Source organism: Mesorhizobium sp. B2-7-2, assembly GCF_006440775.1.
In the GTDB taxonomy this organism is placed as follows: Bacteria; Pseudomonadota; Alphaproteobacteria; order Rhizobiales; family Rhizobiaceae; genus Mesorhizobium.
The window spans coordinates 1-20,935 of sequence record NZ_VFTZ01000039.1; the positions used below are offsets into that span (position 1 = coordinate 1).

Here is a 20,935-nt window from a genome sequence, read left to right on the forward strand (position 1 = left end):
CTCTTCATGGACGCTGCCTCGGTCCTGGTATTCCCGGCGTGTGGGTATCGAAGCACAAAAGCCACATCTTAGTTGCCATTCCGCAGCGAGGAGATCATGTTTGGCTAAAATAAGAAGAGCCTCGTTAAGCGGAAGCGGCCTGACTAGTTCGTTCGGCGTAAACTGGCAGCAACGTGTGAACGGGGGGCATTCCGGCAGGAGCGCAATCCCATGGGCGCGAGTTGATATCCAAATGAGGAAGAAACTGACATCAGCCCTCGCCACAGCCCGCGAGCATAGTTCATGTCCGCCGCGTAATATTCCCGTTGAACGCACACCGAAGCTATTGCGCTGAAAGCATAAAATTGCCATCTCCCGACGAAGTTACCGCTGGTGGGGATGGGAATGGGCGTATCTGACGAGTTCTACAACTTCCGGAATAACTACAATATCGGCACCGACCTGATCAGCTCGATAGGACAGCGGTACCGGCGTATCACCACGCGCCTTAACACAGACTTCTGGAACACTGATTCCAGCTCCGCCCACAGTCTCTATGTTGGCTCTTACGGTCGCGACACCGCCGCACGCGGAATCAGCGACCTGGATATCGGCTTCCAGCTCCCCTATGCGGAATACGTCAAATACAGCGCGTATCAGGGCAACGGTCAGTCCGCACTTCTTCAGGCCGTGAAAAACTCCCTCCTCAAAACCTACGGCTCCAGCAACGTCGGCGGCAACGGTCAGGTTGTCGTCATCTCCTTCACGGACGGAATCACATTCGAAATCCTCCCCTATTTCGACAACACGGACGGTTCCTGGACGTTTGCCGATTCAAACGGGGGAGGTACCTGGCGACAGTGCAACCCCCGGGCAGAGATAAATGCCGTCCAGACACGCAATACGGCCGTTAACGGCAACCTGAAAGCGCTCGGCCGCATGATGAGGGTGTGGAAAGACCATAATAGCGTTCCGATGACTGGAGCGCTGATTGACGCGCTTGCCTATCAGTTCATCGAAACGTGGGAGTATCGGGATAAATCCTACGGCTATCATGACTACATGGCGCGGGACTTCCTGAAGTATCTCTACGACCTCGACCGAGAGAAAACTTACTGGCGGATGCCGGGAAGCGGTTCCTACGTCTACAAGACGGGGGTGTTCTGGTTGAAGGCGCTCAGTGACTACAATATCGCCGTCGAGGCCTGCAACATGCAGACCGACGACAAAGCCGCACAGCGCCGCGCGAAATGGAGGATCGTCTTTGGCACAACCTTCCCAATTTGATCCGCGGTACCAACTCGAGAGCCAAGTGCGCGAGTGTTACGGCCGTTGCGCCTACACCCACAAGATCCACGAGAAGATGGCCGAGCGGCTTGCCGACCATCAATGGTATGCAAAGTGGTTCAACATCATCCTGTCCGCGCTCATCGCCGGCGGCGCGGTGACGACCGTTTTCAGGGCGGAGACGGGGCTTCTGCAATATGCGGAATACGCGACCGTCGTGCTTGCCATTCTCAGCCTGATCTACAACGCCTACCAGAAGGACCTAGACCCCGGTGCTCTCGCGCAGCGACACAGGGAAACCGCGTCCGACATCTGGAATGTGCGAGAATCTTACCTCAGCCTGATAACCGACGCGCTCAATACGGCAGTGCCAATTGACGACCTTCGGACTCAGCGCGACGAGTTGCAGACCAACCTTCACGAAATCTATCGGGCGGCACCCTTCACGGACGGGAAGGCCTACAAGAAGGCACAGAATTCCTTGAAGGACAACGAGGAGCTTATGTTCTCCGACAAGGAAATCGACGATATGCTGCCCACCACGTTAAGGCGGTCGAGCAGGGCTTAGTCAAGCGCCGGTCGGTCCCGCCAGCAGGCTAGGTAAATAAACGAACGGCGGCCTTTCGGACAGTGTAAAGGGCGTCTCAACGACCGAAATCGGGCGCAAAGCTCTCTTTCACTTCCAGCCATGTGTGGGCCGAATCGAGTCAGAATGCTTGGCTTCACTAGAAAATCGGGCAGTGTTAATGTGCCCCGAAGCGGGAGGGATCACTCTCGCAGAGTTTAATTCGGTACAATGGTACAGCGCTGCAAATCTCCATGTCTTGGTCATTAGATTCGCCAGACCAAAGGTGGCCCAGTTTTAGCGATCTTCAACCGCCGTTTTCACCCGCGCGTTTTTGCTCTCGAGTTCATCCAGATAATCGGCCCACCATTGCATCATCTTTACGCGCTCTTCCCAGTACTCTGCCCGGGCGTAGGCGCGACGTACGTCGTTGTTCTCAACATGGGCCAGCTGCCGCTCTATGGCGTCCGGATGCCATCTTCCGCATTCGTTTAGCAAAGTTGATGCCGTTGCTCGAAAACCGTGCGCGGTGGCTTCTTCCTTGCCGTACCCAATACGGCGAAGGGCAGCGTTAAGCGTGTTGTCGGAAATCGGACGCGAGCCCGATCGAATACTAGGAAACAACAGCGTGCCCCCACCAGAGGTTTCTCTAAGTGAGGTCAGGACCCCGACGGCCTGCCTGGAGAGAGGTACGCGGTGCGGCCGTCTCATTTTCATGCGCCCTTCAGGGATGCTCCACACCGAGCTTTCGAAATCGAACTCGTCCCATCCGGCCGCGCGCAGCTCGCCGGGGCGGGGAAACAGCAGGGCCATCAGCCTTAGGGCGGCTCGGGTTGTCGGCTGCCCGTCAAATGCATTGATCGCCCTCAGCAAGCCTCCCAAGGCCTTAGGATCGGTAACGGCGGCGCGCGGCGTGACCGTTGGACCGACGAGTGCTCCCCGCAGGGCGATCGTCGGATCTGTATCGGCGCGTGCGGTTGCGATTGCATATCGAAACACGCTGCCGATAGTGGAGCGCAGTCGCCTGGCCGACTCGTATCGACCGCGAACCTCCACGCTGCGGAGAGCGGCAAGAATTGTGGCCGGATCAATCTCCCGAACGCTTTTGTCCCCCAACGTTGGATGGGCAAAGTCGAGCAACCATTTGACCTTGGTGATGGTCCGGTCGGCACGACCCTCCTTCTTCAGCTTGTCGACATAGTCCTCCGCGATTGAGCGAAAGGTGTCCTCTGCCGAAGCCTTTTGTGACTTACGCTCCTGGGCGGGGTCGATGCCACGTAGGAGGAGACGTTTGGCGGTATCGCGCGCCTCGCGTGCCTCAGCCAGGGAGATGAGCGGATAGCTGCCCAACGCCAGAAGCTTCTGCTTGCCGCCAAAACGATAGGCGAGGCGCCATAGGCGAGATCCGGTAGGCTGAACCCAAAGCTGGAGCCCGCCACCGTCAGACAATTTCACGAGCTTTGAAGCGGGTCGGGCATTTCGGCATTTTACGTCGGAAAGCGCCATTTCCGGGAGCTCCATTTGGCTGCATCGATACCATCAGGATCTCCAATACCACCGAAAATACCAGCCCTCCGCCTCGTTGGACCAACTACGCCGAAATTCCACAAAACACGGCCAACCGCGCCTTGCGTCACAAAAATTACCAAGGATTTCAGACATTTGCCGAGACAAAAGCGTAGATGCTTCGGCGAAAGAGACTGTCGGGAGAAGAGGGGATGGTGCCCAGAGGCGGATTCGAACCACCGACACGCGGATTTTCAGTCCGCTGCTCTACCAACTGAGCTATCTGGGCCTGTGCCGGCTAACGGGATGCGCCCGCCGGGTTTCACGAAGGCGCCAGGCGGCGCCCCTTGAAAGCGCGTGGGTTATAGCACGGGAATCTTGCCTGTCCAGCGCCTAGGTGTTGATTTCGTCAGGAAAGAAAAATCGCTGGAAAACGACCGGTCGCCGGCTGCGCTCACGGCTCGTCCTTGGGCGTCGGGCCCGGCTTCGGGCTGTCGTCTTCTTCCTCTTCGCCGTCGCGGCCGGGGATGATATAGGCGCCCTTCAGCCAGCGGTTGAGGTCGATGTCCTTGCAGCGCGCCGAGCAGAACGGATAATGCTCGCGCGCCGACGGCTTGCCGCATTCGGGGCAGGGCCGTTTCGGCCTCAGCGGCGTTACCTTGTCGCCCGAGCTCATGTGCAGACTATGCTCATGAGCGCGCGGCGTGCCAGTGCTGGTGCGCCTTGAAGCCTTCGCCGGAAAGCAGCGCCACGCTCTCGTAGAGCGGCAGGCCGACCACATTGGTGTAGGAGCCGACCAGCTTGACGACGAACGAGCCGGCCAGGCCCTGCACCGCATAGCCGCCGGCCTTGCCCCGCCACTCGCCCGACGCGACATAGGCGTCGATCTCCTCGCGCGGCAGCCGCTTGAAGCGCACCCTTGTCTCCACCAGCCGCTGGCGCAGCTTGCCGCCGGGCGTGATCAGGCAGATGCCGGAATAGACCCGGTGCGAGCGGCCGGAAAGCAGGCCGAGGCAATTGACGGCGTCGTCGATCGTCTCGGCCTTGGGCAGGATGCGCCGTCCGACCGCCACCACCGTGTCGGCGGCGAGGATGAAAGCAGGCGCATAGTCCTCCTCGCTCTTCAGCGAGGCCAGCGCCTTCTCGGCCTTGTCCTTGGAAAGGCGCTTGGCCAGCGAGCGCGGATGCTCGGCGCGCAGCGGCGTCTCGTCGACATCGGCGGGCAGCACCCGGTCCGGCTCGATGCCGGCCTGCTGCAAGAGTTCGATGCGGCGCGGCGAACCAGACGCAAGCACCAGCTTCTGCAGAATGCTCATGGGAGCATGATGCCGAAAAGTGTGAAGCGGTTTTCGGACGACATCATGCTCCACTCCCTGGTTTGGAGCCGGATGATTTCAGGTCGAACAGACCTGAAATCATCCGGCTCTGGGTTCGCGCCGGACTGTTACTTGAAACGGTAGGTGATGCGGCCCTTGGTCAGGTCATAGGGCGTCATCTCGACCAGGACCTTGTCGCCGGTCAGCACGCGAATGCGGTTCTTGCGCATGCGGCCGGCCGTGTGGGCGATGATTTCGTGTTCGTTTTCGAGCTTCACCCGGAACATCGCATTGGGCAGCAGTTCGGTGACCACACCTGGAAACTCGAGGACTTCTTCCTTCGGCATTCGATACCTTTGCTTGGATGGCGGTTCCGGCGCCTAGAGTATGATGCCGAAAAGTGTCAAGCGGTTTTCGGGCGACATCGTGCTCTAGTTCTTTGATCCGGAGTCGGATGATTTCCGGCCGAACCGAACGGAAATCATCCGACTCCGGCCGGAATTTGCGGCGGAACCTATATGATAATCGCCCGCTTGTGAACATGCTTAATCGGCCGCGTTTTTTGCCTCAGGAAGCAGAAAACGTCGGCTTATGCGCGCTTTCAGCCGCTCGCGCACATCGCGATAGGCGGCCATGATGTGCTCCCGCGTGCCGCCGGTGTCGGTCGGGTCGGGCATCGGCCAGTATTCGACCTCGACGGCGAGCGAGCGGGTGAGCTCGAGCGCCGCATGATGCGCCTCCGGCGCCAGCGTTACGATCAGGTCGAAATAATCGTCCTCCATATCCGCCAGCGTCCTGGGTTGGCGCTCCCCAAGCGACAGGCCTTCTTCGGCGAGCACTGCATCGACGAACGGGTCGCGCTCGCCGGCGCGCACACCGGCCGAAGCGACGAAGGTGGTGGCGGGAAGCATGCGGCGCGCCATTTGTTCCGCGATCGGCGAGCGCACGGCGTTCATGCCGCACAAAAACAGGATCGAATGCGGCAGCGCGGCCAACACTAGAGCATGATCCCGAACCGGAGGTCAGCGCACGCAAAAAGTGGGACCCGGTTTTCGGAGAAGATCATGCTCCAACAAAGAGTTAGATCAGGACGGTATTTCAACGAAACATCATCCTGATCTAACCCCGCCAGTGCAGCACGCAGACCAGCGTGAACAGCCGGCGCGCCGTGTCGAAGTCGATCTCGATCTTGCCGGCGAGCCGGTCCATCAGCGTCTGCGAGCCCTCATTGTGCAGGCCGCGCCGGCCCATGTCGATCGCCTCGATATGGCTCGGCGTCGAGGAGCGGATGGCTTCGTAGTAGCTTTCGCAGATCAGGTAGTAGTCCTTGACGATGCGCCTCAGCGGCGTCAGCGACAGGATGTGGGTGACCACCTCGGCGCCGTTCTCGCGGCTGACGCCGAAGACCAGGCGGGACTCGGCAAGTGAAAGCTTAAGCTTGTAAGGACCCGCGCCGTCATCATTGACCGGCCGAAAACGGTTCTCCTCGATGAGGTCGAAGATCGCCACGGCCCGCTCGTGCTCGACGTCGGGCGTCGAACGTCCGATCGATTCGTCGAGCTCGACGTCGATCAGCCTGTCGCGGGTCTGGTCGCGGCCGGACATCGTTACATGTTCAACCTGATCGCGACGGAGCGGGCATGGGCATCGAGCCCTTCGGCCTTGGCGAGCGCGATCGCGGCGGGCGCCAGCGCCTTGAGCTGCTCCGGGCCGAGCTTCAGGATCGAGCTGCGCTTGACGAAATCGAGCACGGACAGACCCGACGAGAAACGCGCCGACCGCGCCGTCGGCAAGACGTGGTTGGGGCCGCCGACATAGTCGCCGATGACTTCCGGCGTATGGCGGCCGATAAACACGGCGCCCGCGTTGCGTATCCTGGAAAGGAATGCCTCCGCGTCGTCGAAGGCGAGCTCGACATGCTCGGCCGCGATCCTGTCGACAAGCGGCAGCGAGGCGTCGAGCGTCGGCACCAGGATCACTGCGCCGAAATCGCGCCAGCTGGCCCCGGCCGTCTCGCCGCGCGGCAGCACCTTGAGCTGGCGCTCGACCGCCTGCTCGACCGCCTTGCCGAATTCCGGATCGTCGGTGATCAGGATCGACTGCGCCGAAACGTCATGCTCGGCTTGCGCCAAAAGGTCGGCCGCGATCCAGTCCGGATCGTTGTCGGCATCGGCCACCACCAGCACTTCCGACGGCCCGGCGATCATGTCGATGCCGACCGTGCCGAACACCTGCCGCTTGGCCGCTGCGACATAGGCGTTGCCCGGACCGACGATCTTGGCGACCGGCCTGATCGTCTCGGTGCCATAGGCAAGCGCTGCAACGGCCTGCGCGCCGCCGACGCGGTAGATCTCCGAAACGCCGGCAAGGTCGGCTGCCACCAGCACCAGCGGATTGATGACGCCGCCAGAGGCCGGCACGACGATGGCGATGCGCTCGACGCCGGCGACCCTGGCCGGCACGGCGTTCATCAGCACCGAGCTTGGATAGCTCGCCGTGCCGCCCGGCACGTAAAGGCCGACGGCTTCGATCGCCGTCCAGCGCGAGCCGAGCTCGACGCCGGCGGCATCCGTATAGCGATCGTCCTTTGGCTTCTGCCGCTCGTGATGCGAGCGGATGCGGTCGCGCGCGAATTTGAGCGCCTCGACGGTCGCCGGATCGGCCGCTTCATAGGCCTTGGCGATGTCGTCCTTCGACACCGCGATGCCGAGCGTGTTGAGATCGGCTTTGTCGAACTTCAGCGTGTAATCGACAAGCGCCTTGTCGCCTTCGGCGCGCACGCGGGCGATGATGTCGCGCACCACGGCCTCGACATCGGCCGACACCTCGCGCTTGGTGGTGAGGAACGCCGAAAAACGCTGTTCGAAATCGGCGTCCTGCTGTCGGAGCGTTATCGCCATCGCGCTTCAGCCTCTGTGCAGGGGGCGCGAGGTGGCTTCCCAGGAGCCGCCGATATCGGCAAGCCTGGCCTCGATGCATTCGACGTCGAGCATAATGGTGCCGCCGCCCGAAAAGATCAGCTCGACGATGCCGGCCGGCTTGCTGATGGCGATGAAGCTGACCGCCAGCAGCGACAGCACCTCGGCCGGCTTGTCGCGCGCAATGCCGTTGGTCTTGGCGCCAAGCACGCGATCGAAATGCAAGACGCTCTGGCGCCGTTCATTATGCTGGCGGAACAAGCCGGATTTCGCTTCCCAGACGAAGCGGTTCATGGTCAGCACGAAACGCTTGGCCGCCGGCAGATATTCGAGGTCGGAGACCTTCATCACGGCGTCCTGGACATGCGCCGAGACGATGCTCAAATCCTGGTCGTCGAGCGCGATGAGCTTGAGAGCTGCCATGCGGAATGCGCACCCTGAACGTTGACAATTCAACGTTCTGTTATGCGGTCTTTCCGCTCGGCGCAACCGCTGGGAAAGAATGCTGCCAAGCGTCAGCCCGAAATGCGCTCGATCACCGCGCCGCAGCCGGAGAGCTTCTCTTCCAGCCGCTCGAAGCCGCGGTCGAGATGATAGACGCGGTTGACCGTGGTTTCGCCTTCGGCGGCAAGGCCGGCGATGACCAGCGACACCGAGGCGCGCAGGTCGGTCGCCATCACGGGCGCGCCCTTCAGCCTGGCGACGCCGTCGACGATCGCCGTCTGGCCGGAAAGGGTGATGTGGGCGCCGAGGCGGGCGAGCTCCTGCACATGCATGAAGCGGTTCTCGAAGATCGTTTCGGTGATGCGCGACTTGCCCTTGGCCATCGTCATCAGGCCCATGAACTGCGCCTGCAGGTCGGTCGGGAAGGCGGGGAAGGGGGCGGTGGTCACGTCGACCGACGCAATGCCTGAGCCGTTGCGCTTGACGCGGATGCCTTCATTGGTCGGCGTGATCTCGGCCCCGGTCTCGACTAGCACGTCGAGCGCGGTCTGCAACAGGTCTGGACGAGCGCCGGCGAGCATCACGTCGCCGCCGGTCATGGCGACGGCCATGGCATAGGTGCCGGTCTCGATGCGGTCGGGGATGACGCGCACGCGAGCCCCCGACAGCGCCTCGACGCCGTGGATGGTGATGGTCGAGGTGCCGGCGCCATGGATCTTGGCGCCCATGGCGATCAGGCATTCGGCGAGATTGACGATTTCCGGCTCGCGGGCGGCGTTCTCCAGCACCGTCTCGCCCTTGGCGAGCGAGGCCGCCATCATCAGCACATGGGTGGCGCCGACCGAGACCTTCGGGAACACGTAGCGATTGCCGATCAGGCGGCCGTTCTTGGTCTTGGCCATGACATAGCCATTGTCGACGTCGAGCTCGGCGCCGAGAACCTGCAGGCCCTCGAGGAACAGGTCGACCGGGCGCGTGCCGATGGCGCAGCCGCCGGGCAGCGACACCTTGGCCTCGCCCATGCGGGCAAGCAACGGCCCGATCACCCAGAAGGAAGCGCGCATCTTTGACACCAACTCGTAGGGCGCGGTGGTGTCGACGATGTTGCGGGCCGAAAAATTGATGGTGCGCGAATAGCCTTCCTGCTGCTTTTCGCGCCGGCCGTTGACGGAATAATCGACGCCGTGATTGCCGAGGATGCGGATCAGCTGCTCGACATCGGCCAGATGCGGCACGTTTTCCAGCGTCAGCGTGTCGTCGGTGAGCAGCGAGGCGATCATCAGCGGCAAGGCCGCGTTCTTGGCGCCCGAGATCGGAATGGTGCCGGCAAGCTGATTGCCGCCGACAATTCTGATGCGATCCATGAGAAAACGTCCCCTCGGCCCGGAACAGGCCGCTTCAATCGGTTGAGTGTGCCCGGCTTAGACTATTGGCCGGCTTGGTTCAAGAAATAGGATTTTTCTCAAAACCGGACCGACTGTGGCCGGCCAGTATGGCTGATTTGGTCAGTCCTTGTGCATTTTTCCAGCAGCCGGCAACCCTTCCGGCCGATCGTCGGGATCGCCGGCGCGCTGTTCGTCAGCGTCGCGGGCGCGCTGCTTGTTAGCGTCGCGGGCGCGTTGTTCGTCAGCGTCGCGGGCGCGCTGCTTGTCAGCGTCGTGGGCGCTCTGGTCGGCGGCGTCGCCAACCCGTCGCGAACGCGCCTGCATCTTGCGCTTCTGCAGATTGGCGCGCAGCGCCTCGGCCAGCCGGTCCTTGCGCTCGCCGCCGCCTTTTTTCGGTGGATTTGCCTTGTCGTCCATCGTCCATTCCTGGCCGGCGGTCAGCCGGCCGCGATTCCGCAATGGCTAGCATTTTCGCGCGTCCATGTCATGAAAGCGGGCCGAGGGCCGGGTTTCATCCTGTGGATCAGCCGCGCATGCCGCCGCAACCCGCATAATTGCCGGTGGGAATCACATGCGACGCTTTGGGTTTTTCTTGGCCTTGCGCTTACCGGTTCGATATGGCAGAAGCGCCGCCATCGCAGGCTGCGGTAGCTCAGTGGTAGAGCACTCCCTTGGTAAGGGAGAGGTCGAGAGTTCAATCCTCTCTCGCAGCACCAGCCCATCCCGTTGAATTTGCTGAAGCTCTTGAGAGCCAAAGGTCTGCGTCCGTCTTTCGCGCCGATTTCAAAACATGGCTAGCGTCAAAGTCCGCGCCGAAATTCATTATTTTCGCAACAAGGATTCGACAACTTCGGCGCGCCAACGCTAGACTTCGGTCCGGGGTGGTGCTCGGGGCCATGTTTCGCGTTTTCTCAATTCTGATTGTGCTGTGTCTTGCGACGGCATTTTCCGGTGCTTCGTCCGCTCGCGCCGGGTTGCAGTTCAAGTCCCGGCAGACTGACGGCGGGCTCCACTACATTTTGGTGTCGGGGGATTTTGCCTACCAAGATGACCTGTCGGTCTTTGAGACCCTGGTGCGCTCCAGCGCCGCGACGGCAGTTACATTTCATTCCCCAGGCGGCAACATTCAGAAGGCTATGGACCTGGGCCGGCTCATTCGAAGGTTGGGCTTGGGGACGGCGCAGTTTAGAGCCTCTGAGTGCGAGTCCGCTTGCTCGTTGGCCTTCCTGGGGGGCGTGATACGCTTTGCCGAGGCTGGCTCAATTGGCGTCCACAAGTCATCGTTTCAGGGCGACGTTCCCTTCAGCACTCAGGAAGCAGTCTCCGCCGTCCAGCAAATCACTGCCGACGTCATTACCTACATGATCGAAATGGGTGTGGACCCGGCACTGCTGCAGCTCTCGCTCCAATACGACAGCAACGACATCCGGTATCTCTCCATGAGCGAGATGGCGAAGTACAAGGTCGTCACTTTCACCGCTGGCGCGGGCCAAGCAACAGTTGCAAATGCGCCGCCGTCCCCTCAGCCCGCATCGCCAACCGCGATCTCCGCACCGCCACCTCCAGCCAATCCATCGCTGGCGATTCCTGAGGCTCATTCTGGTCGGATAGGGCATCCGAAGGGCTCTGCGCCACTCAAGGCATTACCGGAGGGAAAGTCAACTAATGTGGCAGTGCTGAGGAATGGGAGCCAGGTGGCGATCGTGGGTAGCAGCGGCCGCTGGTACCGAGTCCAGGCAGGCAATCAGATCGGCTACATGCACGACACCTGGATTCACGTAGATCAATACGATAGCGGCCCGTTTGGACGACGCCACATCCAGGTCAAGAGCTTCGACAACTACGCCGAGGCAGAGGCCTATGTCCGAACCTCCTCCATACCCCTTTCCGCCTATCTTGCCACCAACGGGTGGTTCGCGATCACCCTGGACAACACCTACGACGAGCCGATGGCCAGCACTTTGGTCAGTGAGATGAAGGCGCGGGGTGCAATACCCGATGACGCCTACCCTACCTTCGGTAACACCTACGTTCGCAAGGTGTGCTGCCAGTAGGCACCGCCAATCACTCGGAGTCCAAGGGACAGGTTCTACAACCCGAGCATCAAGGACTCGGGAAACGGCGGCAAGTTCGGCTGTTTGGATAAGCGGTGCCAGAGTTCTAAGCTGCCGAAGAAAATATTAGCAGCTGTTTTTATTGAATTAGCTGAAGTTCAATCCTCTCTCGCAGCACCAGCTTTCCGAAACATCCTGGTGGGCGTGTCGGGCGATCACGCCGGCTCAGTTGGTGACATGCGACAACCGCAGGCCGGCTTCGTCCGGGGTCTCGACCATGCCTTCCTCCGCGAAGCGGAACATGTCCTCGAAATCCAGCTCGCGCTCGAAAATGACGCCGCCGACTTTGATCGCGAGCACGTCCTTGTCGCCTTTCGGCGCGAAATAGATCTCGCCGACCGTGCCGCGAATGCGCTCGCCGACGTCCTTGGCGTCCTCTTCGCTCGCGCCCGGCAGGAAGACGCCGAACATCGAGGTTCCGATCCGGCCGATCAGATCGTCCTTGCGCACCGCGGATCGGATGGCCGATGCGATCAGCCGCAAGGCCTCGTCGCCCCATTCGAGACCGAAGCGCAGGTTGATCGATGCCAGATGTTCCGGATGGATGACCAGAAAAGCGCCGGAGCGCGGGCCGGCTGGTTTCGCCGCCCTCCTGTCGACCATCGAGGTGAACACCTTGCCGTTCAGGCAGCCGGTCAGCTGATCGTAGGTGCCGGACCTCGTGAGTTCCTGCCGATAGCGGCGGATCTCCACCTGTTGCCAGCCGAGCAGGGCAAACAACGGCAGACCGATGACGATCGGCACGATGATTGCCGTAATGGCCCCGCGGCCGAATGGCGTGAGGCTGTCGCTGAAAAGCAGCAGGTAATTCAAGCCGAGCGAAAGCGCGACGCAGGCGGCGGTGCCAGGCACGGCCAGCCAGATAAGGTGCTGCCACGTGTGAACCGGCGCGGTCGGTGTTCTCGTGGTCAAGGGCCAATCTCCTGTTCGATGCATCGGCTTACAGGAGGTCCGTTACGATTTCGGTGTCAGGGAAGCGTACAATTTGATGCAAGTCGCCATGTTCTCCACGCCAAGGTCCGGCACACCGGCGGCCGCGGTCCACGGCTGACGACCTGCCGGTCGTCGGCCCAGTCCAGGTTTTAGAAGTGCTGAACCGCTCTGACCATTCTGCTTTCACGCAAGTGCGCGAGGGAACCGGCCACCGGCTTTCGCGCGGCAGCGCTATTGCGGGGGGCCGAAAATGCCCATCCGGGCGGTCCTCGCCACCACCTCCGCCTTGCCGTAAATGCTGCTGCGAGCGGCCATCGCCCAGCCGTTGGAAACCAGCCAGGCACCGACATCCTGCGTGCCGAGCGCGCAGGGCGCGGCGATGGCGAAACGGTCGACGTCCGGCGGCAGGAGGCATTTCAGCGCCCGCCCGCGCAGCCAGGCGTTGAAGGCGGCCCGCGCCCGCCGGCCGCAGGGCCAGGCGGTGTCGTCGAACATGCAGGTCCTGTCGGGGCCTATGTCGACCGTCCCGCTGATGGCGACGGTGCGTCCCATGGCTTCGACGACCGCCGAGGAGGTCGCGACGGGACGGAAAAGCAGCGTCTCGCGCCAATCCTGCGGCATCGGCGTCTGCGGCCGCGGTGCAAGTCCGAGTTCGCCAAGCGGAGGACGCGGTTCGATGCGCTCGATCCCGGATGGGTCGAGCGGCGGCGGCGCAATGAGGTCCTCGGCGATCTTGCGCGCCGGCCGGCCTGGCCGCGCGTCATGGATCGGGCCATGGAAGGCCGGCTTCAGGTCGCCGGCGTCCTGAGCCGGTGTGATCGAAGTGGGCGGCAGCAGGCGGCCACCCTCGACGATCAGCACCATGCCTGCGAGCAGACCGAGACCGCCTAGAGCAATTCCAGGAAAAGTGTGAGCGGTTTTCCGTCCGGAAATGCATAAAAGACAAAGAGATAGGGCGTTTCGTCGTTTCAGTGAAATGGTGAAACGCGCTAGCGCGGACGCCAGCAGCGGGCGGCCGGACGAGCTCACCTGGTTCACGCGCCGGCCTCCGCGGGATCGTGCCGAAAGCCGGCGGTGCAGCTCGAGCCCGACCCGTTAGCTCCTGTCGACATGGCGCCACCCCCGACCGCTGAACCGGACCATACATTAGATGTGAGCGACATTCCTTGAAAAGCAAGGCGTTGCGTTAAGTCTCGCGCAACCAATGCGGCCTAGAATCGCCATCGGATGTCGAGGGGATGACATGATGCGCAAGCCGATACTGCTTTTTGCCTTTCCGGCCCTGGTGCTCATTCTGCTGGCGGCGGAGCGAGCGGCGGCGCTGCTTCTCGGCTTCTATCCGGCGAGCCCCGCTGCGTGGCATGCCTGGCTCGAGCTGCGGCCGTTCTCGACCATGTTCTGGCAGCAGGTGCACGCCTATCTCGGCGGATCGATGGCGCTCGATGCGGCCATTATCGTCTTCGCGGCGGGCGCTTGCTGGATGGCCAGCCGCTCAAAATGGTCCGCCGGCTTCTTCCTCGCCAATCACGCCGCGCTGATCTTTGCCGGCAAGATGATGGCGCTGAGCAGCAATGCGGAAACGGCGAGCACCATTGCCGCCTTCACCATACCGAACGGCTTGCGCTTCTCGCTTATGCTTGATTTCAGCGCCGAGAATTGCCTCGTGCTGTGCCTTGGTCTCGCGGCATGCGCCTATTGCCATGTCGCGTTTCTGCGCGAGGCAAGGCTGCGTGCCGAAGCCCGCGCTGTCCGCGTGCTTGCGCTGCAGCGCGATCTGTAATCTGCCGGGCCGGGCGGCGAAAATCCGCCTGCTCAGTTGATCTTCTTGTAATAGACCTTGCCGTCGGGCTGCTGGATGCGCTGGTAGGATGGGTTAGGCCCCGGGGGCGCGACCTTGCGCTTGAACGCGGGCTGCCCGTCTCCGGCGCCAGCGCCTCCGTCGGCCGCGGACGCATCCGCCACCGTGGTGTTGTCGAGCAGGGCCGGCTCGGCCGCGCCGGGCGCCGGATCGCCGGCTGCGACCGGCTGGCCTTGCTCAAGCTTGGCGATATTGCCGTTGATCCGGCCGAAATTCGCCTGCAATTGATGGTCCAGCGTCTCGAACCGGCTCTGGAAACCGTTATTGACGGTGTCGATGCGCGCGCCGATCCGCTGCTCGAACTGGCCGAGCTGCTCCAGCCGCGCCTCCATCGTCTTGAGGTCGTTCACGCCGCGATAGAGATAGATCGCGGCCGTCACGTTGACGGCGGTGACGAGCAACGCACCCACCGCCACGACTCCGATCAGCCTGGCCCGGCTGGGCTTTCCCGGAGCGGCTTCCCTGTGACCGAGTTCGATTGCCGGAACGTCCGGCTCGCTGATCATCGTCATTCAACCACCACCTTTGCGCCCACCGCGACGCGTTTGAAGAGATCGATCACATCGGTGTTCGTCAGCCGGAAGCATCCGGACGTGCCGTCGAATCCGACGCCCTTGGGATCGTTGGTGCCATGGATGCGATAGAGCGTGTCGCGCCCGTCGCGCGACAGATAAAGCGCCCTGGCGCCGAGCGGATTGTAGGGACCGGCCGGCACCATCGCCGGCAGTTCCGGCCGGCGCGCGCGCATTTCCCTGGGCGGGCGCCATTCCGGCCATTCGGTCTTGGAGGCGATTTTGACCGTTCCGGTCCAGCCGAAGCCGTCGCGGCCGACGCTGATCTGGTAGCGCAGCGCCTGGCCTTGGCCAGTCACCAGATAGAGCGCCTTCTCGTTTTTGCGGATAACGATCGTGCCGGGCTGCTCGCCGGTCTCGAAGGCGACCGCCTTGCGCAGGCTAGGCCCCATGGCGGGCAGCGGCGGCAGTCCTGAGCCGGCTTGCGCCAAACCGCAGGCCGACACCAGCATCATGCCTGCCATAAAGGCGCTGGCCAGATGCGCGGCAGTGAATCGGCTAGCGCTGGGCATTGTCCAGCCGCTCTTTGAACATGCGTTTCAAATCCTTGTTGAAGCGCGCGCGTCCGTCGACCTCCGAAGGCAGGATGGCGCGATTCAGCGCGTCGGCAAGGAGCGCGTTGTCCAGCGCCAGCGACTTGATGTGCGGCGCCTTGAAGATCTTCTCCAGCTCGCTGCGCGAGAAGTGGTTGCCGAACCATTTGCGCTTGTGCTTGTTGGCGACCAGCGTGATGCTGACCTTGTTGCCGCGCAATTCGCGGATCTTCTTGTAGAGCCGCTTGCCTTGCCTCAGCGAAGCGACGTTGAGCTCGAAGACGATGAATATCTCGTCGCTCGTGCGCAGCACCGAATCGTGCCACGGCGTCTCGATGTTGGGCAGGTCGATGACGATGTCGTCGAAGCGGTAGGCGACGAGATCGAGCAGCCGGAAGACGAAGTCGGAACCGCGCGGCTCGAACGGCAGTTGCGGCCGTTCGAAGGAATAGAGCGTCAGGCCGGAGGGCCGCGACAGTTTGATGACGTCCATCAGCTCGACGTCGAGCCGGTCCGGCTGGCCGATGATGCCGGAGAGGTCGAACTGGTTGAACTGGTTGAGATAGGCGCCGCAATTGGCGCTCTGGAAATCGAGATCGACGAGGCAGGTCGAGGCCGCCCGCTCGGCCGATTTCGAGGCGAGATACTCGGCCGCCGAGATCGCCAGCGTGGTCGCGCCGGCGCCGCCGCTGGCGGCAATGAAGGTGACGATGCGGCTCTTGGTGCCCTGGCTGCCGGTGTCGTGGAAGGTGACGGCGTTGAGCAGCTCCTTGGCGTCGAGCGGCTTGTGCAGCCAGTCGGATGCGTTCATGCGCACCAGGACGCGCGTCTGCTCGGAGGTGAGCTCGTCGGAGATCGCGATCAGCGGCACCGACGCCCAGGCCGCGCGCGCCTCGACGATTGCCGGATTGCCGAGCAGCTCGCCATTGGCGAGATCGAGGATGATGATGCCGGGCCGGCTGTCGACAGGCGGTCCTTTGAGGAACTCCGCCGCGTCCGAGACCTTGACGTCGTAGATCGCCAGCGCGTCGAGCCGAGTCGTCACGTCGCGCTTGAAATTCGCATCGCCGGAAAACAGCGCCACCTGCTTGCGTTTTGTGGGGAGGACTCTGGTGTCGATGGCGTTCATGGGAACGTACTCTTCATGTCTTCGCCCGTGACCGTGCTCAACATCGAGGGCATGGTGATGTTGGAAAATCCGAGCAATCCGCTCAGGAAAAAGAACTGGAATTGATGATTGACGATGCTGACCGTGATGGTCGGGACGGGACCGTTGGGGCGGGTCCAGTACCCCAAGCCGGAAGCCTGATACTGAATCTGCACCTCGGACTTAACCAGCAACGGCAGGAATGTCTGCATTCCAGGTTGGCTAGCGTTGCCACTGAAAATAAAGTCGAAGGCGGCCTGACTCGCGGTGAGATCCTGGCACGTAGCTCCGGTTCCGCAGGCGCATGAGGCCGTTCCCGCCGCGCTGGCGGTGCAGATATAGTTGTACGTGTTGGCTGGAACCGCCTTGCCCACGTCAAGCGAGTCGCTGGGCATTTTTGCCTCTAGTGAAAGTCCGGTGGCGACCGGGCTGGAAATCTGCGCGAGCCTTGCGCCGGCTTGCACCGCCTTGTTGGCCGCATTCCATTGGTAGAAGGCATAGCCGAAGTCGACGAAGCCGAGCAGGAGTGTCAACAGCAACGGCATGGCGATGGCCATCTCGACCATCGTCGAGCCGGACTCGCTTGCCCAAAATTTAGGTCGCAGCCTCACCATCCGAAGACGCGCTCCTGATGGGAAACCGTGAGGGCGAGCTGACCGCTAAAACCAAGATACGACCACAATCCGAGATCAGGGTATGGATACGACGTGCTGACCTGCGCGACAATGACGTTGGCGGTGCTGCTAAGGTAAAGTTCGGTACCGGTAGCGGTATCGATCGCCTGAGTAGATGTCTTGGTGATTTCTACTTGTTCTGGAAGCCATCCATTCACTCGAGCGACGGTGCCGTCGATGGCCCCATTGGCCGCAAGCTTTTGTGCCAATGGTTTGCAAGTATCCCAATCGCTGCTGCAGCGCGCCATGTAGCGGGCAGCATCCTTGACGCCGGCGTCGAGGAGCATGCGTGTGTTCAGGATGTTCCCGAACTCAAAGACGCCCGCCGACAGCAGCAGCACGAAGGGCGTCACGATAGCCATCTCGACCAGCGCGGCGCCCTCGTCGTCGCTATTGAAACGCTGAATGATTTGTTTGAGCGCGACCAGCATGGCTTCACCGATACAGTTGCGCTTCGTTGCGCTGGAGTTTCTTCAACGTGCCCTGACCGACCGAAGTGCTGATGTCCTCGAATTCAGCATATATATTGGCGTCTGGTGGCCCTCCCGCCGGTTCCGTGACGAACATGCTGGCGAAAGCTTGCACCGGCAATGTCTGGTTGCCGCCTTTGACGTTGTTGTTAACGCAGTCGACAATCGCAACGTAAAGGAGCCGCCGGTCGGCGCCCTGGGTCGTCGTGTTGCACTCTGGGGCAGTCTTCTCCTGCCCGCTTTTCAGCGTCGGATTGTTGATCTCGTATCTGTAGACGCAGTACCGGCTGGGGTTTGCGCCGCACGCAGTCAGCACCTCGGAAGTGCTCGCATTGCCGTGATTGACACTCCAATAACCGGAGAAGTTCCAAAGGCCGTTGCCAGGCACTCCGGCCTGTGTGCAGCAGCCGGTGTCATGTGGGAGCGCCATGTATTTGCTGGCCTGATTGCTGTCCGGCGCGGCATAGGAGCAACTCTTCTTACCGGCATTCGATACAGCCATGCCTTTGCGGACATTAGGCGCTGGCGGGTTGACGGTGGGATCGGTCTTGTAGGGCCCGCTGTTGTCGTAAAGGTCGAAGCGGGTGTTGATGCCGGCATCGACGGGCGGAATGTTGCCTGGACGCGTTGTAACTCCGTTTTGGCTGTAGCAAGCTGGCGGATTGGTCACGGCGAACATTTCGGTAAGAGTCGCCGTGGACTTGTCTCCCTCCGGGGAAGACAGGAATCCGTAATTGCCGGGAAGATATTGGGCATTGTTTCCGCCGGTCTGCTCTTTGAGCAGGATCATCGGCTTACTCGTTCCCGAAACAGCCGTCTGCAGCGCGCCGAGAGAGGTGTAAGGATTGCAGATGAACATCGGCGTGAACTGACACAACGCGTTGGTGAAGCCGGCCACAGCTTCCGCGCCGACATTGAAGCTGTCGACCGAACTGCCTGAAACGTAAGAAACCGGGAACATAGCTGTGAAGCTCTCCGGTTGAGCCGTCACCTGGATGAACTTGCTTGCACCTGCCGATGCCGCATAGTTGGCCGAAGTGATCGGGTCGGAGTCGTTTGCAGGGATGCTTTCAAGGAAGCACCAGGAAATCTGGCCCCTTGAACGGCACGCGGAATAGGTTGGATTGACCGTGGTGCTGCCCGTACTTGGCAACGTCACGACACCTGCATCGGCGAATATGGTGTCGTTGGAAACCAAATTCGCGAGGGCCCTCTCTGCTCGCGTCCAGGCATCCGAATTGCCGTCCAGTTCCGCTGCCCCTGCAAGCGCGAGCGCGTCGACGCCTTTTTGCAGATCGCTGTGCAATCCGTTGGCGCGGCTCATGTCGATCGCCAAAACGGCGAAGCCGACAAGCACCGGCAGCATGATGGCGACAAGGATCATCGCTATGCCGCGCTGATCGTCCCAGAATTCACGAATGGTCCTCAACATGATCTTACTCTCTGTTCCATTCGTGCCAGGCGTCCTCGCTCGCCTGACGAACCGCATCCTTCTGCTTAATTCACTGCGTACCTGCCGGTCCGGCACTGACCGTCGTCCCAGTCGCGGGCGCCGACGCCGGATATTTGTATTTCTGCACGACAGCGACGGACCGCGCGCCGTCGCCTTCGATCTTGGTATTGTTGGAAGCCGGGTTATACGGATCGACCGTCTGCAGCAGCTGATTGGCTTTCTGCGAGTCGCCGGAAGCCAGCGTCATCGTGTCGTAATTGTGCAGATAATCGGCCGCGCAGCCCGCAAGCAGGCTGGTGCCGAGAAGCATGAGCAGGAGCTTACTTCTTGACATAGACCAGCTTGTCCTTCGATTTCACATCCAGCATGTGGCCGTAGGGGCCGGTGACGCCTTCGCCATGCTCGTACATGCGGATCATGTCCTTGTTGACTTCGAGCTGGCCGAGCAGCATGAGCTCCGGATCGTTGGCGGGCTTGGTCTTGTCGAAAGGCGTCGCCAGTTGCTCGCCGGGCCTCACAGGCCGCACCAGATGCGGCGTCACGATGACGACCAGTTCCGTCTCTTCCTTCTGCGTGCTCGAATTGTGGAACAGCGCGCCGACGATCGGCACCTGGCCGAGCCAGGGCACCTGATCTTGCTGTATCGTGTTCTTGCTGGAAAGCAGGCCGCCGACCGCGAAGCTCTGGCCGTCACGCAGGTCGACCACCGTCGACAGCTTGCGGTTGGTGAAGATCGGATCGCCTGCAGCGGTGAAGCCGGTCAGGTCGCTCACTTCCGGCGCCAGCTTGATGTGGATCTTGCCGTCGTCCAGCACCACCGGCGTGAAGTTCAGATTGACGCCGAACTGCTTGAACACGATCTCCACTTCACCTTGCGCATTGACGCTGCGCACCGGCACCTCGCCGCCGGCATTGAAGCTGGCCGTCTCGCCAGAGACAGTAGTCAGGTTCGGTTCGGCCAACGTGCGCACGACGCCCTTGGCCTCCAATGCCTCAATGATCAGGTCGACTTTGATGTTGCTGTCGATGATACGGGTAATCAGCGCCGCGAAAGGGTTGGTATTGGAGAGAAGGCCCGTGACCAGATCGCCCGCGCCTAGTTCGGCCCCATCTTTATCTATGGTGCCGATGCCGGTCCCGACCCTGGTAGTGCCCCTGCTATTCGTACTCCTGAACGAGACACCGAGATCGCGGCCGGCGTTGCGCTTCGCCTCGAGGATGCGCACCGACAGATTGACCTGCTCGCTGTCGTCAATGGTGACGGCATTGATGATGGAGTCGGGACCGTATTGCTGCGTGACTTCCACGATGGATGCCAACGTCGCGGCGTCCTTGACATGGCCGCTCAGGCGAACCTTGCCGTTGATCGAACCGATCTCGATCCGCGCCTTCGGCGCCACCTGGCGAATGGCTACCGCCATGTCGCTGACATCCTGGCCGACCTCGATCTGGATGGCGCCCAGCGAGCGCTTGTCCTCGGAGAACAGGTTGACTGTGGTGGTGCCGACAGTCTTGCCGATGATGTAGAGCGTCTTGTCGGTCATCGGTTGCGCATCGGCGATCTTCTCGTCGCCGACCACGATGTCGCCCAGGGTGGCGTTCACCTGGATCGTGGCGGATTGGGAAACGGGCACGAACACGCGATGAAGCGACGGGCTCGACACGTCGATGAAGCGGTCCGCCGCCGCAGCCGGATGGACGGAGATCGCCGATACGCCCAACACGGATAGCGCGGCCGCCGCTATCCTCACCCAAAACCCCTTCATTCCCCGTCTCCCCGC

Annotated in this window: 24 protein-coding genes and 2 tRNA genes; 5 read left to right on the forward strand and 21 right to left on the reverse strand. The window is 61.7% G+C overall.

Going from position 1 to position 20,935, the window contains the following annotated elements:
• Positions 1-384: 384 nt before the first annotated feature.
• Together FJ425_RS29830 and FJ425_RS29835 are read left to right on the forward strand one after the other, a co-directional pair.
• On the forward strand, positions 385-1,266 hold the full coding sequence (locus tag FJ425_RS29830) for a nucleotidyltransferase (protein ID WP_064994781.1): 882 nt from the start codon (positions 385-387) through the stop codon (positions 1,264-1,266).
• 25 nt (positions 1,267-1,291) lie between these two features.
• A complete protein-coding gene (locus tag FJ425_RS29835; RefSeq protein ID WP_224656008.1) occupies positions 1,292-1,834 on the forward strand; it encodes an SLATT domain-containing protein in 543 nt (180 codons plus the stop codon).
• Positions 1,835-2,128: 294 nt separating this feature from the next.
• Here FJ425_RS29835 and FJ425_RS29840 read toward each other — a convergent pair whose 3' ends face one another.
• From FJ425_RS29840 to FJ425_RS29890, 11 genes are all read right to left on the reverse strand, one after another.
• On the reverse strand, positions 2,129-3,337 hold the full coding sequence (locus FJ425_RS29840) for an integrase arm-type DNA-binding domain-containing protein (RefSeq protein ID WP_064994782.1): 1,209 nt from the start codon (positions 3,335-3,337) through the stop codon (positions 2,129-2,131).
• A gap of 213 nt (positions 3,338-3,550) precedes the next feature.
• Positions 3,551-3,626 (reverse strand) — tRNA-Phe (locus FJ425_RS29845).
• Positions 3,627-3,791: 165 nt separating this feature from the next.
• Complete coding sequence (gene yacG, locus FJ425_RS29850) at positions 3,792-4,013, reverse strand: DNA gyrase inhibitor YacG (protein ID WP_140636284.1); 222 nt, start codon at positions 4,011-4,013, stop codon at positions 3,792-3,794.
• Positions 4,014-4,026: 13 nt separating this feature from the next.
• Positions 4,027-4,653 carry a Maf-like protein gene (locus FJ425_RS29855; protein WP_140636282.1) on the reverse strand — a complete coding sequence of 209 codons (627 nt, stop codon included), beginning with the start codon at positions 4,651-4,653 and terminating at the stop codon, positions 4,027-4,029.
• Positions 4,654-4,781: 128 nt separating this feature from the next.
• On the reverse strand, positions 4,782-5,000 hold the full coding sequence (gene infA, locus FJ425_RS29860; RefSeq protein WP_006200926.1) for a translation initiation factor IF-1: 219 nt from the start codon (positions 4,998-5,000) through the stop codon (positions 4,782-4,784).
• Between the two features lie 198 nt (positions 5,001-5,198).
• On the reverse strand, positions 5,199-5,651 hold the full coding sequence (locus FJ425_RS29865; RefSeq protein ID WP_281407530.1) for a low molecular weight phosphatase family protein: 453 nt from the start codon (positions 5,649-5,651) through the stop codon (positions 5,199-5,201).
• 121 nt (positions 5,652-5,772) lie between these two features.
• Entirely contained in the window at positions 5,773-6,258 is a 486-nt protein-coding gene (locus tag FJ425_RS29870) for a UPF0262 family protein (RefSeq protein WP_095765706.1), read from the reverse strand.
• Positions 6,259-6,260: 2 nt separating this feature from the next.
• Entirely contained in the window at positions 6,261-7,553 is a 1,293-nt protein-coding gene (hisD, locus tag FJ425_RS29875) for a histidinol dehydrogenase (protein ID WP_140727764.1), read from the reverse strand.
• A 6-nt stretch (positions 7,554-7,559) separates the two neighbouring features.
• A complete protein-coding gene (locus FJ425_RS29880) occupies positions 7,560-7,994 on the reverse strand; it encodes a DUF2948 family protein (RefSeq protein ID WP_095765704.1) in 435 nt (144 codons plus the stop codon).
• A gap of 92 nt (positions 7,995-8,086) precedes the next feature.
• Positions 8,087-9,379: a UDP-N-acetylglucosamine 1-carboxyvinyltransferase gene (gene murA / locus FJ425_RS29885; RefSeq protein ID WP_140727766.1), complete on the reverse strand. Its 1,293-nt coding sequence runs from the start codon at positions 9,377-9,379 to the stop codon at positions 8,087-8,089.
• A 141-nt stretch (positions 9,380-9,520) separates the two neighbouring features.
• A complete protein-coding gene (locus FJ425_RS29890) occupies positions 9,521-9,817 on the reverse strand; it encodes a hypothetical protein (protein ID WP_140636277.1) in 297 nt (98 codons plus the stop codon).
• Between the two features lie 224 nt (positions 9,818-10,041).
• Between FJ425_RS29890 and FJ425_RS29895 the strand changes: the two genes are divergently transcribed.
• Positions 10,042-10,116, forward strand: a tRNA-Thr gene (locus FJ425_RS29895).
• Between the two features lie 180 nt (positions 10,117-10,296).
• Positions 10,297-11,454, forward strand: a complete 1,158-nt coding sequence (locus FJ425_RS29900; RefSeq protein WP_140727767.1) for an SH3 domain-containing protein — start codon at positions 10,297-10,299, stop codon at positions 11,452-11,454.
• Positions 11,455-11,679: 225 nt separating this feature from the next.
• Here FJ425_RS29900 and FJ425_RS29905 read toward each other — a convergent pair whose 3' ends face one another.
• Together FJ425_RS29905 and FJ425_RS29910 are read right to left on the reverse strand one after the other, a co-directional pair.
• Positions 11,680-12,426 carry a GGDEF domain-containing protein gene (locus FJ425_RS29905; RefSeq protein ID WP_246678068.1) on the reverse strand — a complete coding sequence of 249 codons (747 nt, stop codon included), beginning with the start codon at positions 12,424-12,426 and terminating at the stop codon, positions 11,680-11,682.
• A gap of 252 nt (positions 12,427-12,678) precedes the next feature.
• Entirely contained in the window at positions 12,679-13,311 is a 633-nt protein-coding gene (locus FJ425_RS29910) for a thermonuclease family protein (RefSeq protein ID WP_246678070.1), read from the reverse strand.
• A gap of 379 nt (positions 13,312-13,690) precedes the next feature.
• On the opposite strand from FJ425_RS29910, the gene FJ425_RS29915 reads away from it, so the two are divergent.
• A complete protein-coding gene (locus tag FJ425_RS29915) occupies positions 13,691-14,227 on the forward strand; it encodes a hypothetical protein (RefSeq protein ID WP_140727771.1) in 537 nt (178 codons plus the stop codon).
• Between the two features lie 32 nt (positions 14,228-14,259).
• Here the strand turns inward: FJ425_RS29915 and FJ425_RS29920 are convergent, their stop codons facing one another.
• The 8 genes from FJ425_RS29920 to FJ425_RS29955 all read right to left on the reverse strand — a co-directional run bounded on the left by FJ425_RS29920 (position 14,260) and on the right by FJ425_RS29955 (position 20,920).
• A complete protein-coding gene (locus FJ425_RS29920; RefSeq protein ID WP_140727773.1) occupies positions 14,260-14,817 on the reverse strand; it encodes a hypothetical protein in 558 nt (185 codons plus the stop codon).
• Complete coding sequence (locus tag FJ425_RS29925; protein WP_140727775.1) at positions 14,814-15,389, reverse strand: L,D-transpeptidase; 576 nt, start codon at positions 15,387-15,389, stop codon at positions 14,814-14,816. The genes FJ425_RS29920 and FJ425_RS29925 overlap by 4 nt, the downstream gene beginning before the upstream one ends.
• Positions 15,376-16,539, reverse strand: coding sequence for an AAA family ATPase (locus tag FJ425_RS29930; RefSeq protein WP_140727777.1), 1,164 nt, complete (start codon positions 16,537-16,539; stop codon positions 15,376-15,378). The genes FJ425_RS29925 and FJ425_RS29930 overlap by 14 nt, the downstream gene beginning before the upstream one ends.
• A complete protein-coding gene (locus FJ425_RS29935) occupies positions 16,536-17,171 on the reverse strand; it encodes a TadE/TadG family type IV pilus assembly protein (RefSeq protein ID WP_140727779.1) in 636 nt (211 codons plus the stop codon). Before FJ425_RS29935 ends, FJ425_RS29930 begins: the two co-directional genes overlap by 4 nt.
• Positions 17,165-17,662 (reverse strand): TadE/TadG family type IV pilus assembly protein, encoded by a 498-nt coding sequence (locus FJ425_RS29940; protein WP_140636261.1) that lies wholly within the window; start codon positions 17,660-17,662, stop codon positions 17,165-17,167. The genes FJ425_RS29935 and FJ425_RS29940 overlap by 7 nt, the downstream gene beginning before the upstream one ends.
• Before the next feature lie 4 nt (positions 17,663-17,666).
• Positions 17,667-19,133, reverse strand: a complete 1,467-nt coding sequence (locus FJ425_RS29945; RefSeq protein WP_140727780.1) for a pilus assembly protein TadG-related protein — start codon at positions 19,131-19,133, stop codon at positions 17,667-17,669.
• A gap of 70 nt (positions 19,134-19,203) precedes the next feature.
• Positions 19,204-19,488 carry a hypothetical protein gene (locus FJ425_RS29950; RefSeq protein WP_181165056.1) on the reverse strand — a complete coding sequence of 95 codons (285 nt, stop codon included), beginning with the start codon at positions 19,486-19,488 and terminating at the stop codon, positions 19,204-19,206.
• Positions 19,475-20,920 (reverse strand): type II and III secretion system protein family protein, encoded by a 1,446-nt coding sequence (locus FJ425_RS29955; protein WP_140636257.1) that lies wholly within the window; start codon positions 20,918-20,920, stop codon positions 19,475-19,477. Before FJ425_RS29955 ends, FJ425_RS29950 begins: the two co-directional genes overlap by 14 nt.
• Positions 20,921-20,935 lie beyond the last annotated feature (15 nt).